The following is a 16,471-nucleotide window of genomic DNA, read 5'->3' as shown; positions in this document are numbered from 1 at the left end:
ATATGGGGCTTTGTGTATAACAGTTCATATTATTCTGCTAAAGTCGAAACGTATAAAAAAGGAATATTCCAAAAAATAATACTAAGGAAGTTTGTGAAAACAATGAATAAATTATATCCATTGCTTGCATTTATGATGCTTGGAAGCATCGCACATGCCAATGACAATTCATTTTTACCTGAGGCAAAATTAACAAGTGAGGGTTATCAACCATGGAATGTTGGAGCAGGTTTTACTCAAAAAATTATTCACGTGAATGGTGAGTGGGTAAACCCATATGGCATTGCCTATGCAAAAGCTGGTGTTTTCTTGAACGATGATAAAACACCTGGTGGGCAAGTCGGCTTTCGTTACCCAGTTCATTTCACTGGCAAAGATAAAAATGGTTATTATATCGGTGCTTATGCGGGCCACATCGACTCCAAGAAAGTAGATGGTGAAGATGAAGCGCGTTTAGGTGGTGGTATCGATCTTGCTTATGTGATGTTGAGTGCCGAGCGTATTAGTACGTTTAGTGTAGGTTTGGGTGCGGGTGAAAAATTAGAAGACAAATCAGGTAATGTGATTGTGGAAACCGAACCGAGACTACAAATCTCATATACTTTAAGTTTTGGTTTGTAGTGAAAATAATCAACTTTATTTTATAACCGCACTCACTGAATAAAATTAAATATGGAAGTTATGCATGCTTGAGTACGTTAACGAATTGTGGCAAACCTTTTTGCAACGTCCCGATTTTTGGGCTGTGCTGAGTATTATCCCCGTTACCGCATTCGTTACCTGGGCACACGTTTGGATGGCACTGAAAATGGTGTTTTACCCGATTACTTTCTGGGGATTCCATTTAGGTCCATTACCCGTGGGATGGCAGGGGATTGTGCCAAGAAAAGCTGGACGTATTTCTGGCATTATTACGGATAACACATTGTCTAAATTGGGTTCCTTGCGCGAGTTTTTGGATGCAATGGATCCTGAGGACATGGCGCGCATCATTGGTGAACAAGTTGGCTTTGAACTTGAACATTTGATTGATGAAGTCATGCTAGACCGAAATGCGGTGCTTTGGGAAAACCTACCGTATTCGATTAAACGCCGTATTTATGCCCAAGCACATAAACAGCTACCAAATACCTTAAAAGAACTCGTGACCGAACTGACCATGAACGTAGAGTCACTTGTTGACATGCGTGAAATGGTGGTGAGTCAAATGGAAGCGGATCGTCTCTTGATGGTGCGGATGTTCCTTAAAGTTGGCCAAAAAGAAATCAACTTTATTTGGCATATCAGCGCCTTGATTGGGATGTTCTTTGGTATCTTCCAAATGGTTGTTTGGTTTGTGGTGCCATGGCATTGGACGGTTCCATTTTGGGCAGCAATCTGGGGCTTTTTGACCAACTGGATTGCCATCTGGATGGTATTTAATCCAATAGAGCCACACCCTGTTAAGTATTTGCAATTATTTGAATTAACTAAAGATCGTAAATTCCCTTGGATTAAACCTGTGATTCCACGTATTGGAACGTACAATGTTCAAGGTGCGTTTATGAAACGCCAAGAAGAAGTTTCAGATGTATTCGCAAGTGTAGTCACAGAAGACCTAATTACGTTAAAATCTATCATGACTGAAATGATGTATGGCGGGAAGAAAGATAAGACCCGCCGCATTGTGAAACGTCATATTAATGAAATTATGGAATCTCCACTGGTTCGTACCTCATTACAGTTGTCTTTAGGTCCAAAAGAGTACGCAAAACTCAAGACAGACTTGATTGATCGCTCAATTGAAATTACGATGGTGCCTGTATGCGACCCTGCGTTTAATGCGAGCCGTGCACAGAAAATCTTTCAAATGTTTAGAGACCGTATTCGTGAGCTAACACCGAAAGAATTTCAAAATCTATTACGTCCTGCATTTCAGGAAGACGAATGGATTTTAATTGTCTTGGGTGGTGTAACCGGTTTTATCGCGGGTACAATACATTTGTTTGTGGCTTTCTTATAATTAGATGCTGGAAGACGATCTGAATCTTGGGTTCAGATCACTACATAGCGTCATATACAATGTTTAAAATGAGGATGTTTTTTTATGCGCATTATATTACTCGGACCACCTGGAGCAGGTAAAGGTACACAAGCTCAGTTGATCTGTAAGCGCTACGATATCCCACAAATTTCAACCGGTGATATGCTCCGTGCTGCGATTCGTGAAGGTACTGAATTAGGTCTACAAGCTAAAAGCGTCATGGACAATGGCGGCCTTGTATCTGATGAGCTTATTATTGGTCTTGTAAAAGAACGCATTGCTCAACCTGACTGTGTCAATGGCTGCATTTTCGACGGTTTCCCGCGTACGATTCCACAAGCTGAAGCGCTTGAAAATGAAGGTATCAGCATCGATCACGTAATTGAAATTGATGTACCTGACGAAGAAATCGTTCAACGTTTATCTGGTCGTCGTCAACACCCAGCATCTGGTCGTGTATATCACACCGTTTACAACCCACCAAAAGTGGAAGGTAAAGATGACGAAACTGGTGAAGACCTTGTTCAACGTCCTGATGACCAAGAAGCAACAATTCGTAAGCGTTTAGGTTCTTACCATGCCGAAACTGAGCAATTGGTTGGTTTCTACCAAGGTCGCGCAGCTTCTGGCGAAAACGCACCAACTTATGACAAATTAAATGGTCTTCGTCCAATCGATCAAGTTCAAACTGATTTGTTCGCGATTTTAGATCAGTCTAAATAATTCAGTTTTTTTGAATTTTTGACAATCAAAGAGTCCTACTGCATAGTGGGGCTCTTTTTTTATGTGGCTTTTAGGGCGAATCTGTTATGAAATTTGCTTTGGTTATAATGGTCATCATCGCTGTAGCGGTGTTATTGGGCTTATTATTTGTCAGCTTTAAAATGTTGCGTAAGGTGCAAGTGGAAGAAGCAGAGCAAGCTAAACTGAACCCTAAGCAATATCGCTTACATCCAAAGCTGCAGCAAGAGTTTGATAAAAAACAGAAAGAACAAGATAAAAATTAATCATCAATTTGATCAATTGATTCTTACAAATTCCATCTACCCTGAAATTGAAGAGATTAATCTTCAATTTGGGTGATTTTAATCGGTCTTAATGCGCCAAAGTCAAAACGGTCGGGCCAATTACACACATCAGATACGATGCATTCATCACATTTGGGTTTGCGGGCAATGCAGCAATAGCGTCCATGTAAAATTAGCCAATGATGTGAATCGACGATAAATTCTTTAGGAATCACTTTGACGAGTCGGTGTTCGACTTCCAGAACATTTTTGCCGACAGCCAATCCTGTACGATTTCCTAAACGAAAAATATGTGTATCAACGGCCATGGTTGGTTGACCAAAAGCAGTATTTAGCACCACATTTGCAGTCTTACGACCGACACCAGGTAAGGCTTCCAAATCTGCACGATTATTCGGAACGATGCTGTTGTGTTTCTCAATGAGCATTTTGCAGGCTTTGATGACATTTTCTGCCTTAGAATTATAGAGGCCAATGGTCTTGATATATTCCTTCAGACCGTCAACACCCAGCGCATAGATAGCTTCAGGAGTGTTTGCCACTGGAAAGAGTTTGTCTGTGGCTTTGTTGACACTGACATCTGTGGCCTGGGCAGAAAGGGTAACAGCCACCAAAAGTTCAAATGGACTACTATAATTGAGTTCAGTTTTCGGGTTGGGGCGTTGCTCACGTAAACGTTCAAAAAAAGTTTGAATTTGCTTCTTAGTCATGTTTTTAACAGCCATGATTAAGCCCCTTGCAGTTGTGTTAATTGTTGCGTGAGTGTATGGAGTAACTCGCGTTTTTTTGCATCGTCTCGAACACTGAGCTGTTTTTCTAACTTTTTGATTTGTGTTCGAATTTTAGCAAGTTCAATGGTGGTTTTTGCATCGAGTTGAACGACCGGCGTAGTTGGTTTTTCTACGACTTCAATGACCGGTACTGAGTCTGTCTGGGTCGAAAATTGGGCAAACAGTTCCGTGTCAATTTCTGCGCGTACGACAGGGCCTTTACGATGAATTCGGCGCTTTTCCTCACGTTGAATATGTGCATAGTAGCGGCGACGTAAATCATTCTGTTCTGCGATTCGAACAGGTTCAGATGGCACTTGATCAAACTCTTCGACAAGGTCGATACAATCCACTGGACAAGGTGGGATGCAGAGTTCGCAGCCCGTACATAAATCCGTCAAGACCGTATGCATCAATTTGCCTGAGCCAATAATGGCATCGACAGGGCAGGCACTGATACATTTGGTACAACCAATGCATTCATCCTCACGAATCACGGCTTTGACCCGTTGCGGACGGCCATCACTTTGGATGGGCCAAACACTGGCTTCTGCAATTAAGTGTGATCGATTTAATAACGCTGCCAGTGTATCTGCCACAGGTTGACCACCGGGTACACATTTATTGGCTTCTTCTCCTTCACTGATGGCTTTGGCATAGGGTAAGCAGCCGTCACGGTGTCCACAGAGTCCACATTGAGTTTGTGGCAATAGGGCATCAATTTGTTGGATGAGGGAAATTTCAGAAGTCATGGGTAGTCGCGGGTACAAATGAAGGCAGAGAAAAACCGAAGAGGACGTTGAATTCTAGCATGTTTCAGTATGAATTGCTGTGCGCAAAAATGGGTCTAAAGATGCATCATAAATGAGCAAAATAATTCATTAAAACATTCCTAAAAGTAATAATATTTATAACCAAAATATCTGAATAATCAATTTAAATCGCTGTTCTTTAAAGAATTTAAAGATTTTTTAAAAAAACTATTGCTGATTAGTTACAAAAGATATTTAATATTTTGCGCCAAAATATATCTTTGATCAAAATTGTGATCGATTTTGATCCATACATCTGCTGAGGATTAAGCGTTGAAATATAACAGCCTTAACGACTTCCTAGACTACGTTAAAACACGTGATGAACATCAACCTGAATTTCTTCAAGCTGTTGAAGAAGTGATGACGAGCCTTTGGCCATTCATCGAAAAGAACCCAGAATATGCTGACTACGGTTTGCTAGAACGTCTTGTTGAGCCTGAGCGTGCAATTCAGTTCCGTGTTTCATGGGTAGATGACAAAGGTCAAACTCAAGTTAACCGTGCTTTCCGTGTTCAATACAACTCAGCAATTGGTCCATTCAAAGGTGGTATGCGTTTCCACCCATCAGTGAACCTTTCAATTCTTAAATTCTTAGGTTTTGAACAAACTTTCAAAAATGCTTTAACTACACTTCCTATGGGTGGTGGTAAAGGCGGTTCAGATTTTGACCCTAAAGGTAAATCTGAAGGCGAAATTATGCGTTTCTGCCAAGCATTAATGATCGAATTATACCGTCATCTTGGTTCTAACACTGACATCCCTGCGGGTGACATCGGTGTAGGTGGCCGTGAAGTTGGCTACATGGCTGGTATGATGAAAAAATTAAGCAACGACACAGCATGTGTGTTCACTGGTAAAGGTTTAACTTTCGGTGGTTCACTTGCACGTCCTGAAGCAACTGGTTACGGTACTGTGTATTTCGCTGAGGAAATGCTAAAAACTCGTGCCGATAGCTTTAAAGATAAAGTTGTAACGATTTCGGGTTCTGGTAACGTTGCACAATACGCTGCTGAAAAAGCAATGTACTTAGGTGCGAAAGTGGTTTCACTTTCTGACTCAGCAGGTACTGTATACGTGAAAGATGGTTTCACAACTGAACTTCTTGCTGAAGTAATGGAATTGAAAAACGTTAAGCGTGGCCGTATTTCTGAATTTGCATCTAAGCACGGTTTTGAATATTTAGAAGGTCAACGTCCTTGGTCTATCAAATGTGATATCGCGCTTCCATGTGCAACTCAAAATGAATTAGATGAAGCTGATGCTGAAGCTCTTCTTGCAAATGGCGCAATCTGTGTAGCCGAAGGCGCAAACATGCCTTCAACTTTGGCTGCTGTTGAAAAATTCGTTGAAGCGAAAATTCTTTATGCACCAGGTAAAGCTTCAAATGCAGGTGGTGTTGCGACTTCTGGTCTTGAAATGTCTCAAAACGCAATTCGTTTGGGTTGGACTTTCGAAGAAGTTGATGAGCGTCTACACGCGATCATGAAAGAAATTCACCGCAACTGCGTGAAATACGGTACTGAAGAAGATGGTACTGTGAACTACGTAAACGGTGCGAACATTGCAGGCTTCGTAAAAGTTGCTGACGCAATGCTTGCTCAAGGCGTTTACTAAGTTCGCCGTAAGTCGAACTGAAAACCGAGGCTTCTGCCTCGGTTTTTTTATGGCTGAATGGTTTAGAAAATATAGATATATTGCTAGGTGTTCATGAGCCTAAGTTGGATCTTGCTATCGATAATGTTGAAGTGAAAATTTAAGGGTTGGCTGAGCAAACATTTAATATGAAGCTCTTGCAGATGTAATTGTGGGCAGAACTTCAGGGTACTCCCTATATCTCCTGTAAAACGCAAAGTATGCTTTTCAACATCATAATTGTGGCCAATGCGATTACAGCCACTAAAAAATGTCATACGGCCATTGTTGAATGTGTGAGTTTTTTGGGCGGAAGAGCGGTATTCTCTACGAGAATCCACGTCTTTTGAGTTAATTGTTTTGCTTCAAAATCACTTAAATCAGCAATTCACTGTATGCCTTTAAAAATATACGTCTGTTGATTGCGATTCGTCAGGATGAATTCAGACAGGGTATTTTGCTTTTATAGTAGCCTTAGATTGACATCGCTTAAGCGTTGGCTGAACAGTACATCGTGATTTGAAAACTTTGCACAGCCGATCAGCGTTTGCAGTTGTGTAGATATAAAAAAACCGAGGCGATGACCTCGGTTTTTTTATAGGCTGTAACTTACAAGGTACCTTTTACGGCTTCACGTTCGACTGACATATCAAAAATATAGGCATATTTTGATTGGTCAGCAGCAGGGTTTTTACGTTCAAAACGTTTTACGCGAATAATTTGGCGTTCTGCAGGTGTGTGCTTAAAGCCTTCAATTTGATCGTAAAATAAAGTCCAGTCTTTATCGACTTGTGTTTTTAAGCCTTTTTCATCGTACTTCACTTCACGCACTTGCAAGCAAGTTTGTGGGGCAACGCCTGTACATTGTTTAGTTTCTGGGCTGATTTCAAGGTAAATCGTTTCGCCTTGTGAGTTGTACTGAGTTTCAGGTGTTAATTTTCCAGTGAACACCAGTTTCTCACCTGTTGCAGAGATAATGGTTAACGTTGGATTTTGTGGATCTGTAGTATTTAAAACAAAAGGTGCTTTACGGTCACTAAAGAGTGAAGAAGCAAGTCCTTCTTGTTTCATCGCATTATCAGGACACGCCATCATGGTAGATGCAATATTACCTGTCACGAGGGTATTGTGTTCCACTTTCCATTGGGTTGACATGCTGTTACAGCTGGTTGAAATACCCAAAGTGCCATTTTCTAGAAAATTTAAAACCAAAGGTTTTGGTGCATTTTCAGTGGTGGTGCTCCATTGATATGAAGCTAAAGTTTTATCAGCATTTTGTTGTTGTAATACGCTCACGGCTAAATCTCCAGCTTTTTGGATATCGCTTGATTGACATGCTGCAAGGGCTAAAGGGAAGAGGGCGATCGCTAAATATTTTAATTTCATTACGCTAACTGTTCTAAGTGAATTTCAGCCTGTAGCATAACCCATTCATTTTAAAAAAATATGAATACATTCAGCTCAAATAAGTAGCAAAATGTATCCATAAATAATAATTTGTTAACTTATTAATATAAATTATGAATAAGTCGATCTACCTCGTTTTATTCACGTTTAATCAAAACGATAAATATCCATACCCAGTGAACCCATACTAAAGCTACTGTGAACTATAGAGAAGCGGGGGCCTGCACCCATCGCAAAGAAGATGGGTGCAAAATGTTCAATGGTCGGATGGTTGCGTTGTACAAACGGGATATTTTGCCAATCGAGAACTGCATCAAAATCTTGATGAGTGAGCTTATTGACCACAAAATTACGGAATGTAGACGCCCATTCAGGCACGGCTGCTGCACGTCCATCCCAAGCCAATTCACGTAAGTTATGAGTAATACTGCCTGACCCAATCAACAGGATTTGCTTGTCACGTAAAGGTGCGAGCGTTTGTCCAATTTTATAAATCTCTTGAGCAGACATGGTCATCGGCAGTGATATTTCAATCACAGGAATGTCGGCATCAGGATACATATGCAACAACGGCATCCACACGCCATGATCGCGTGGACGAGTGCTGTTAGCATGTGCAGATAATCCTGCATTGGCAAGCAAATGAAGGATTTCTTCAGCGAGCTCTGGGTTACCCGGTGCTGGATAGCGAATATCATAAAGTTCCGCAGGGAAGCCACGGAAGTCATGCCAAGTTTCAGGACGGGCACTGGTACTTACTTCTAGTGCGTTACTTTCCCAATGCGCGGACATGATAATTATAGCTTCTGGTTTTGGAAGATTCAGGCTTAAACGTTCCAACGCAGGACCGACTTGCTCAGGATTGATGGCAAGCATAGGTGAGCCATGGGAAATAAATAAACCTGGAAGTGTTTGTAAATTCATCGCGGTCGCCGTTGGTTGTTTAAAGGAATATGATGATCATGCACTAAATTATTCAGCGTAACAATTCGGATAATTTCAACGGTTTGTTTCATTGTTGCAACGCTGTAACTGCTGTAACTGCTGTATACGCTGGATGTCAGTTCGGGTTAACCCGCACGATGGTAAGGGTGATTATGGTTAATACTCATTGCACGGTATAGCTGTTCGATGAGCATGACACGAACCATAGGATGCGGCAAAGTCAGTTTAGACAAAGACCAATGCCATGCTGCTGCTTTACGTACTGCTTCAGAATGTCCATCTGGCCCACCAATGGCTAAAACCACATCATTGCCTTCAAGCATCCAGCCTTTCATGGTTTCAGCTAGTTTTTCGGTACTGAACTCACGACCACCGACTTCTAAGGCGATCAGCACTTCATTTGATTTCATGGCATTTAAAATGCTGTCACCTTCAATTTGACGGTATTTTAAAATGTCGGCTTCTGAGTCGTTCTTGCCACGTTTAGCCATAGGCAGTTCAATAATTTGCGTTTGAACAAATGGCTGAATACGTTTGAAATAATCTTCAAAACCCGTCAGAACCCATGCTGGCATTTTTTGACCGATTGTCAGAATACGAATTTTCATACAGCGCCTGAAAGTATACAAAAGAGCATTATAACGGTTCGCTTGCGCTTTGTATGTTCAGACACAATTTGCAATTGAAATCGTGTTCTGCTTGCTGTTTAAATACGCAGCATAAGCAGATTAGATCAAAGATGAAAATTGGAATAATAACAATGAAAAAAACATGGCAGGACGGTAAATTATTTTTGCTCAAGCAAGCAGCAATGCTTTCAATTTTTGTATGGTGTTCATTTGCGGCGAATGCCAACAATATTAGAACCGCTGAACCAGATAATTTAAAAGTCTATTTAGAGCAAATTATTGGTAATGAAGCTGAATATCGTAACTATAAGAACATTCAAGAGTTAAATCGCGTGTCTGCTTGGATTCGTGAGCAGATGCGTTTATTTGGTGTGAATTGTCGTTTTCAAACCTATACCGTAAACAGCCAACCATACCGTAATGTGGTCTGTCCCTTAAATGCAGGGCATAGCAACCGAGTGATCATTGGTGCGCACTATGATGTATTTGAGGAGCAGCACGGTGCTGATGATAATGCCTCCGGTGTTGCTGGTGTACTCGAAGCTGCACGGATTCTTTCGGCTGAAAAAGCGCGTTTAAAACAAAATATTGAATTTGTATTTTATACCCTTGAAGAACCGCCGTATTTTAGAACAGAGTCGATGGGCAGTTTTATCCATGCAAAATCGATAGCAAAGGAAAAGGATAAAATTTCAGGTGTGTATATTCTGGAAATGATTGGTTATTTTGATCCGAAAGTTACCCAAGAATATCCTGTTGGACTGAAATGGATTTATCCATCGCATACGAATTTTATTGCATCGGTGGGGAATATTCAGTCTCGTGACTTAACCTCATCGTATTGTGCAGCGATGGAGTCTTTGAAGCAGTTGCAATGTGAACGCTTGATTTCACCGTCATTTATTCAGGGGGTGGATTTTTCAGACCATATGAATTATTGGCAATTTGATATGCCGGCGATGATGATTACTGATACGGCATTTTATCGTAATAAGCACTATCACACTGAGCAAGATACCCTGGATAAATTGAACTTGGATAAAATGGCTCAAGTGATCGATGGTTTGGTGAAAACCATCTTAAATTTGAAATAACATGTCTTTAAAAACATGACATAAAAAACGCAGCCCCGAAAGCCTGTGGACTGCGATAAAAGGTCATCTACCTGGAGATGTAGATGACCATCTTGTTCCAATGATCATCACGTTTTTACACGTGATTGGAACCAATAAAGAAACATACAGCGCGTATATCTCTCTACTATATATGTGGGATAGAGGGCGATATTTCAAGTAATAGCATTCAAATTTTGTAAGACTTTCTTATTGGCTATTCTTGATCTTGATGTCGAATTTGAAATAGTAATCCAATCCATAGTTGTAGCTGTTGTCTTGAATCTAGTGGTTATGAAGAATTTGAATGAAAAGTTCCGAATATTGAGCATGAAAAAAATGGATATAAAAAAGCCCTGTCGAAACAGGGCTTTTTTTCTTTTATTGCTAGTTACTAGTCGCTAGCACTTAGTGACGAGCAGCTTTGCCACCTTCAGTTGCTTTGACAATCGGTGTCTTTGCAAGAGGTTTAGGTATATCAACCAAGGCTAGAGGTAAAATCTCATCAATCGATTTCACTGGTTTAATTTCTAGACCTTCTTTGACATTGTCTGGAATCTCAGCCAAGTCACGAACGTTGTCTTGTGGGATAAAGACAAGCTTGATGCCACCACGGTGAGCAGCGAGAAGTTTCTCTTTTAAACCACCAATGCGCATTGCACGGCCACCCAGACTGGTTTCACCTGTCATCGCAATATCTGGACGAATCGCAATGCCTGTAAACGCTGAAACAAGAGCAGTGGTCAGGGCTAAACCAGCAGATGGACCATCTTTCGGTGTTGCACCTTCTGGTAAATGCACGTGTACATCAGTTTCTTCAAAGCGAATCGCTTCAATACCTAGTTCATCTGCACGGGTACGTACAACAGTCATCGCTGCTGTGATCGATTCTTTCATGACATCGCCAAGAGAACCGGTGGTAATGAACTTGCCTTTACCTTTCACTGCTGCAACTTCAATCGTCAGTAGTTCACCACCAACAGATGTCCAAGCCAAGCCGTTTACACGACCCACTTCAGCTTCTTCTTCGGCCATACCGAAGTCGAATTTGTGTGGACCTAAGTAGTCAGGAAGATTTTTCGAATTCACTTCAATTTGAAGATTTTTCGCTTTCTTGCTCACCGCTTCTTTGACCACTTTACGCGCAATTTTTGACACTTCGCGTTCTAAGCTACGGACACCGGCTTCACGTGTATAACGTTGTACGATATCGCGAATGGCTTCTTCGTGAACGGTTAATTCTTTCGCACGTAGACCATTGTTTTTTATGGCTTTTGGAACGAGGTAACGTTCAGCAATATTCACTTTTTCATCTTCGGTATAACCTGGTAGACGAATCACTTCCATACGGTCAAGCAAAGCTTCTGGAATATTCATGCTGTTTGCAGTACAGATGAACATCACTTCAGAAAGGTCTAGATCAAGATCTAAGTAGTGATCATTGAACTTACTGTTTTGTGATGGATCGAGTACTTCAAGCAATGCTGAAGCAGGGTCACCACGGTAGTCTTGCGCCATCTTGTCAATTTCATCGAGTAAGAACAGTGGGTTCTTTACGCCAACTTTTGTCAAAGACTGCACAATTTTACCTGGCATCGCACCAATATAAGTACGACGGTGACCACGAATTTCAGCTTCATCACGCACGCCGCCAAGCGCCATACGGACAAATTCACGGCCAGTCGCTTTGGCAACAGATTCACCGAGTGAAGTTTTACCTACACCTGGAGGACCAACTAAGCACAGGATTGGACCACGAAGTTTTTTCACACGCGATTGAACAGCAAGGTATTCCACTATGCGGTCTTTCACGTCGTCTAAACCATAGTGATCGGCATCAAGAATATCTTGAGCTTTCGCAAGGTTAATGCTGACTTTGCTGGCTTTGTTCCACGGCGTATCTAAAATAACTTCTAGATAGTTACGCACTACAGCAGCTTCGCTCGAAGCAGGTTGCATTGCTTTTAGCTTACGGAACTCATTTTCAGCTTTTTTACGTACATGTTCAGGTAAATCGGCTTCAGCTAGACGTTTTTCAATTTCTGCAACGTCATCTTCAGCACCGCCATTCATGTCAGAAAGTTCACGTTGAATGACCTTCATTTTTTCATTTAAGAAGTATTCACGCTGATTCTTTTCCATTTGGCGTTTTACAGAATCATGTAAGGTTTGCTCAATTTGCTGTTCTTCTGACTGTTGTAATAAATAGGTCATGAGTTCAGCTAAATGTGCTTCAAATTCATCATGCTCTAAGAATTTTTGTTTGACATCAATATTCAAAGGCACGCGTGTTGCTACGAAGAATAATAATTGCAGTAAATCATCAATTTTATTGGCTGCTGCAATCAATTCACGTGCATTACGCAGTTTTGCTTCTGCATATTGAGCAAATAAGGTACGTAATTCTTCGACACGGTTATTCTGAGTTTCTGGGTCTACAGAAACCGTCATTGGGCTTAATGAATGCTCGGCAGTCAGGTAATCATCGGCATCGATAATTTTTTCTAACTTGGCACGATATAAGCCTTCAATCAGTACTTTTATACAGTTTTCATCATTCTCATGATTCACAACTTGCACAATCTTCGCGACAGTACCGTATTGATATAAATTGTCGTGATCAATTTCTTCTGTAAGCGAATCTTTTTGTGCAACTACGAATACAAGATTGTCACTGTCACGTGCGACATTGACTGCATTGATCGACTTTTCGCGACCCACAAACAGTGCAATTTGCATGTGAGGATATACAACCACATCTCGTAGCGCTAAAAGCGGTAATACGCTCGGAATTGTAGTTTCCAAGCTTTCTTCATTCATAATAATCTCAGACATGGGCACTCCTAATGAGTGACAACGGTGTTGCCATGTTTTTTATAGTGATGTGTATTTTTTAAATTACAAGGGTCATGCCAATTAAAATGTATAAAAAATGACTAAATATGTGATTTTTAAGTGTAACTCAGTGTCAAAAATATCAAATTAACGTTTGAAACTTAAAGTTTGAGATGGGCTAATAAAGCCATCTAGCGGTTGATCCCAATCTTCTCGGACTAAGGGATCTTGGATGAGTTGAAAATCGTGACCAAGCCCTAAACGGTAGGGTGTAGAGTGGGCTGTCGCTAATGTTTTATCGTAGAAGCCTCCCCCCATACCAATGCGTGTGCCGTACTTATCGCAAGCCAGCAAAGGCATGATTAAAAGGTCAAGATGAGAAACATGCTTCCCACGACTTGCCATTGGTTCTTTCATGCCGAGTGTGTGATGAGAAAAACGTTTATTGATGTACTGATGTAGTGAGATTTCAACCCAAACCAGTTGCTGATTCATGTTGCAAATCATGGGTAAATACACCTGTTTTTGGTGCGCAAAACAGTAGTGGATGAGCTTTTGAGTGTGAATTTCACCGAATGCATGTAAATACACGCCTATATGCTGACTGCGCTGAAAATGACTGAGTCTGATTAAACGCTGTAGGACTTGTTGTTCAGCTTGTCGTTGGGCCCATAGGTTTAGGCTACGACGCTGCTTGCGGAGTTGCTTACGAAGGCTGGTGGTGCTCAAAGTCATGATTCATTTCAAAGTAGCACAAAATTCTCAAGGCATTTTAACGCGTTCAAGCTTAAAAGTCCGAAAAAATAGGTTTTATCTTTTTTATATAAAGCGTTCCTTAAACACTAATTAGCTTAAGGAACGCATACTTATTTAAGGTTTTTTAATACCAAGAATTTGCACATCAACACGACGGTCTGCTTGTAAACAAGCTTTTAAGGCATTTCGATCTTGCACATCAAAACAACCATTGGTTACAGGCTGCGTTTCACCTGCTGAAGCGAAACTTAATTTGTCAGCAGCAATCCCTTGGTTCATTAAGTAATTTTTGACAGTCTGTGCACGTTGCAATGCAAGTTGCTGATTATATTGTTCACTGCCTAAACGGTCGGTATGGCCGGTGAGCTTAATCATATCAATACGTGCATATTGATTATTTAGTTTAGTCGCTAGTTCATTCAAGCTTGATTTACCAGCAGGAAGTAAATCGGTTAATTCCCCACCATTAAATTTAAATAAAGAATCGGCAGCTAAATTTATATTATCTAAACTCGGTTCAATCGGGTTTGTCACATTTTTTAGAGCATTATCTCTAATCGGACAGTTATTAATAATAGTGCCATCATTATTTAATATGATGGGCTTGCCGTTATTATCAATTGTAAGTAGTAAGTTATTCAAAATCGACTTTTCGTTTACACAATAGCTAACTGAATAATTTTCACAATTAGTTGTACAATTTTTCACTTTAAATTGGTATTCGCCTTCTTTTAAATAAAAATCAGCTGAATTATTAATATAAAAATCACCAGCTTTAAAGTCATCTATATAGAGTTTAGTTGCACATTTTTGGTCTTTAGTTTGATCATCTGCGCATAATTTTTCATCACGTTGAACATGTATTTTATATGTATCAATCGTATTGTTTTGAAACAACAAATTTTCCGGTTTTGCATACTTGTTTACGCCAGGAAAAGTTGAACATGCGGCAAGTGATGCGCTTAACGCAATGGCAGTGAAAGTCTTGTACATAATGAATTCCGAGTAATGCAATAAGGATAAATAATCGTCTAAATAATATTAAAAACATTATTTAAAGGAATATATTGAAAGAACTTTATTGAGGAAAAAATAACACTTTGTTAGACTCGTTACTAGATGTTACTAAATTAATAATGGCGAATTAATATGAAAGAATTGGTTATAGTTGACAAAATTACTCTGAATAAGGTCAGCTCACCCGCTAACCGTATTGTTTTGGAAGATGCATCAATAATTCAAACCAAATTACATAGAGAAGATGTTCAAGAATTTTTACAAGACGGTAATACATTAATAATTAAATTGAAAAATGGTGAAGTAATTACCATTGAGAATTTTTTTGCACAATATGAAGACGGTTTAGTTTCTGATTTAGTATTTGAAGATGATGAATGTGCATTCTTATGGTTCGATTTTACGAATGGTGTTGCGAGCTTTAAAGAAATTGCAGGTTTAGAAGTTTTATTACCACCAGTATCTTCTAGTTTTGGTGGGCTAGTACCGTGGTTAGTGGGTGGTGGTTTAGTTGCTGGCGGGATTGGTTTGGCTGGTGGTTCTGGTGGTAGCAGTTCATCAAAACCACCGGTAGAACGTCCACAAGTTGAAGTCAGCATTACGCCTGATGGCACGATTGTTTTGACTTATCCGAAGAATACCGATCCAACGTCTATTACGACCGATAAGATTATTGTCAAAGATCCAAATGGCAATGACATTGTGGTTGACTTTGGTACACCTGTGACTCAACCAGATGGTTCAATCACTGTAACCGGTAAAGTTCCTGAAGGTGTTGATGGTTCAATTACTGTCACTGTACCTGAAGGTTCATACGAAGATACCGCAGGTAACCCAGGTTTACCGGGTCAAGCCAATGGCGGTGAAGGTACACCAGTCGATACTGACCGTCCACAAGTTGAAGTGACTGTGACACCAAATGGTGACATCGTACTGACTTACCCAGATGACACCGATCCATCTTCAATCACCACTGATAAAATCATCGTCAAAGATCCAAATGGCAAAGACATCGTGGTTGAATTTGGTACACCTGTGACTCAACCAGACGGTTCAATCACTGTAACCGGTAAAGTTCCAGAAGGTGTTGATGGTTCAATTACTGTGACTGTACCAGAAGGTTCATACGAAGATACCGCGGGTAACCCTGGTTTACCGGGTCAAGCCAATGGTGGCGAAGGCACACCAGTCGATACTGACCGTCCACAAGTTGAAGTAAGCGTGACGCCAAATGGTGACATCGTACTGACTTATCCAGACGACACCGATCCATCTTCAATCACCACAGATAAAATCACGGTTAAAGATCCAACGGGTAAAGACATTATCGTTGACTTTGGTACACCTGTGACTCAACCAGATGGTTCAATCACTGTAACGGGTAAAGTACCTGTTGGTGTAGACGGCACGATTACTGTGACTGTACCTGAAAGTTCATATGAAGATACCACGGGTAATCCAGGTTTACCGGGTCAAGCCAATGGTGGTGAAGGTACACCAGT

The 16,471-nt window shown here is 40.6% G+C and carries 16 protein-coding genes; 7 read left to right on the top strand and 9 right to left on the bottom strand.

From position 1 onward, the window contains the following. Positions 1-102: 102 nt before the first annotated feature. From B1202_RS07045 to B1202_RS07030, 4 genes are all read left to right on the top strand, one after another. Positions 103-621: a hypothetical protein gene (locus B1202_RS07045; RefSeq protein WP_078189868.1), complete on the top strand. Its 519-nt coding sequence runs from the start codon at positions 103-105 to the stop codon at positions 619-621. Positions 622-685: 64 nt separating this feature from the next. Beyond that, complete coding sequence (locus B1202_RS07040; RefSeq protein ID WP_078189867.1) at positions 686-2,002, top strand: hypothetical protein; 1,317 nt, start codon at positions 686-688, stop codon at positions 2,000-2,002. Between the two features lie 84 nt (positions 2,003-2,086). Further along, positions 2,087-2,746, top strand: a complete 660-nt coding sequence (adk, locus tag B1202_RS07035) for an adenylate kinase (protein WP_078189866.1) — start codon at positions 2,087-2,089, stop codon at positions 2,744-2,746. 86 nt (positions 2,747-2,832) lie between these two features. Continuing rightward, entirely contained in the window at positions 2,833-3,030 is a 198-nt protein-coding gene (locus B1202_RS07030) for a hypothetical protein (RefSeq protein ID WP_078189865.1), read from the top strand. A 56-nt stretch (positions 3,031-3,086) separates the two neighbouring features. Here the strand turns inward: B1202_RS07030 and nth are convergent, their stop codons facing one another. Both nth and B1202_RS07020 read right to left on the bottom strand, forming a co-directional pair. After that, positions 3,087-3,776, bottom strand: coding sequence for an endonuclease III (nth, locus tag B1202_RS07025; protein ID WP_078189864.1), 690 nt, complete (start codon positions 3,774-3,776; stop codon positions 3,087-3,089). Between the two features lie 2 nt (positions 3,777-3,778). Beyond that, positions 3,779-4,573 (bottom strand): RnfABCDGE type electron transport complex subunit B, encoded by a 795-nt coding sequence (locus tag B1202_RS07020; protein ID WP_078189863.1) that lies wholly within the window; start codon positions 4,571-4,573, stop codon positions 3,779-3,781. Between the two features lie 333 nt (positions 4,574-4,906). Here B1202_RS07020 and gdhA point away from each other — a divergent pair, with 333 nt between their 5' ends. Further along, a complete protein-coding gene (gene gdhA, locus B1202_RS07015; protein WP_078189862.1) occupies positions 4,907-6,250 on the top strand; it encodes an NADP-specific glutamate dehydrogenase in 1,344 nt (447 codons plus the stop codon). An 83-nt stretch (positions 6,251-6,333) separates the two neighbouring features. Here the strand turns inward: gdhA and B1202_RS16765 are convergent, their stop codons facing one another. The 4 genes from B1202_RS16765 to rlmH form a co-directional block, all read right to left on the bottom strand. Then, positions 6,334-6,609: an META domain-containing protein gene (locus B1202_RS16765; protein ID WP_171262612.1), complete on the bottom strand. Its 276-nt coding sequence runs from the start codon at positions 6,607-6,609 to the stop codon at positions 6,334-6,336. Positions 6,610-6,877: 268 nt separating this feature from the next. Beyond that, entirely contained in the window at positions 6,878-7,654 is a 777-nt protein-coding gene (locus B1202_RS07005) for an META and DUF4377 domain-containing protein (protein WP_078189860.1), read from the bottom strand. Between the two features lie 168 nt (positions 7,655-7,822). Then, positions 7,823-8,599: a dioxygenase gene (locus B1202_RS07000; protein WP_078189859.1), complete on the bottom strand. Its 777-nt coding sequence runs from the start codon at positions 8,597-8,599 to the stop codon at positions 7,823-7,825. A gap of 146 nt (positions 8,600-8,745) precedes the next feature. Continuing rightward, positions 8,746-9,228, bottom strand: a complete 483-nt coding sequence (rlmH, locus tag B1202_RS06995) for a 23S rRNA (pseudouridine(1915)-N(3))-methyltransferase RlmH (protein ID WP_078189858.1) — start codon at positions 9,226-9,228, stop codon at positions 8,746-8,748. Positions 9,229-9,380: 152 nt separating this feature from the next. Here rlmH and B1202_RS06990 point away from each other — a divergent pair, with 152 nt between their 5' ends. Continuing rightward, complete coding sequence (locus tag B1202_RS06990) at positions 9,381-10,343, top strand: M20/M25/M40 family metallo-hydrolase (protein WP_078189857.1); 963 nt, start codon at positions 9,381-9,383, stop codon at positions 10,341-10,343. 426 nt (positions 10,344-10,769) lie between these two features. Here B1202_RS06990 and lon read toward each other — a convergent pair whose 3' ends face one another. The 3 genes from lon to B1202_RS06975 all read right to left on the bottom strand — a co-directional run bounded on the left by lon (position 10,770) and on the right by B1202_RS06975 (position 14,945). Continuing rightward, a complete protein-coding gene (gene lon / locus B1202_RS06985) occupies positions 10,770-13,196 on the bottom strand; it encodes an endopeptidase La (RefSeq protein WP_078189856.1) in 2,427 nt (808 codons plus the stop codon). 147 nt (positions 13,197-13,343) lie between these two features. After that, positions 13,344-13,931 (bottom strand): 5-formyltetrahydrofolate cyclo-ligase, encoded by a 588-nt coding sequence (locus B1202_RS06980; RefSeq protein WP_078189855.1) that lies wholly within the window; start codon positions 13,929-13,931, stop codon positions 13,344-13,346. Positions 13,932-14,066: 135 nt separating this feature from the next. Beyond that, complete coding sequence (locus B1202_RS06975) at positions 14,067-14,945, bottom strand: OmpA family protein (RefSeq protein WP_078189854.1); 879 nt, start codon at positions 14,943-14,945, stop codon at positions 14,067-14,069. Between the two features lie 156 nt (positions 14,946-15,101). Between B1202_RS06975 and B1202_RS06970 the strand changes: the two genes are divergently transcribed. After that, on the top strand, positions 15,102-16,471 hold a 1,370-nt coding region (locus tag B1202_RS06970; RefSeq protein ID WP_078189853.1), incomplete at its 3' end, for a BapA/Bap/LapF family prefix-like domain-containing protein.

The organism is Acinetobacter amyesii, from assembly GCF_002018365.1.
GTDB classification, from domain to species: domain Bacteria; phylum Pseudomonadota; class Gammaproteobacteria; order Pseudomonadales; family Moraxellaceae; genus Acinetobacter; species Acinetobacter amyesii.
The sequence above is the reverse complement of the archived record's forward strand: the minus strand, read 5'-3'. Positions and strand labels throughout refer to the sequence as shown.

What these genes read in the sequence shown, in the direction of transcription:
- B1202_RS07045 (WP_078189868.1), top strand. Translation starts at nt 103, where the DNA reads ATGAATAAATTATATCCATTGCTTGCATTTATGATGCTTGGAAGCATC.
- B1202_RS07040 (WP_078189867.1), top strand. Translation starts at nt 686, where the DNA reads ATGCTTGAGTACGTTAACGAATTGTGGCAAACCTTTTTGCAACGTCCC.
- adk (WP_078189866.1), top strand. Translation starts at nt 2,087, where the DNA reads ATGCGCATTATATTACTCGGACCACCTGGAGCAGGTAAAGGTACACAA.
- B1202_RS07030 (WP_078189865.1), top strand. Translation starts at nt 2,833, where the DNA reads ATGAAATTTGCTTTGGTTATAATGGTCATCATCGCTGTAGCGGTGTTA.
- nth (WP_078189864.1), bottom strand. Translation starts at nt 3,776, where the DNA reads ATGGCTGTTAAAAACATGACTAAGAAGCAAATTCAAACTTTTTTTGAA.
- B1202_RS07020 (WP_078189863.1), bottom strand. Translation starts at nt 4,573, where the DNA reads ATGACTTCTGAAATTTCCCTCATCCAACAAATTGATGCCCTATTGCCA.
- B1202_RS07005 (WP_078189860.1), bottom strand. Translation starts at nt 7,654, where the DNA reads ATGAAATTAAAATATTTAGCGATCGCCCTCTTCCCTTTAGCCCTTGCA.
- B1202_RS07000 (WP_078189859.1), bottom strand. Translation starts at nt 8,599, where the DNA reads ATGAATTTACAAACACTTCCAGGTTTATTTATTTCCCATGGCTCACCT.
- rlmH (WP_078189858.1), bottom strand. Translation starts at nt 9,228, where the DNA reads ATGAAAATTCGTATTCTGACAATCGGTCAAAAAATGCCAGCATGGGTT.
- B1202_RS06990 (WP_078189857.1), top strand. Translation starts at nt 9,381, where the DNA reads ATGAAAAAAACATGGCAGGACGGTAAATTATTTTTGCTCAAGCAAGCA.
- lon (WP_078189856.1), bottom strand. Translation starts at nt 13,196, where the DNA reads ATGTCTGAGATTATTATGAATGAAGAAAGCTTGGAAACTACAATTCCG.
- B1202_RS06980 (WP_078189855.1), bottom strand. Translation starts at nt 13,931, where the DNA reads ATGACTTTGAGCACCACCAGCCTTCGTAAGCAACTCCGCAAGCAGCGT.
- B1202_RS06975 (WP_078189854.1), bottom strand. Translation starts at nt 14,945, where the DNA reads ATGTACAAGACTTTCACTGCCATTGCGTTAAGCGCATCACTTGCCGCA.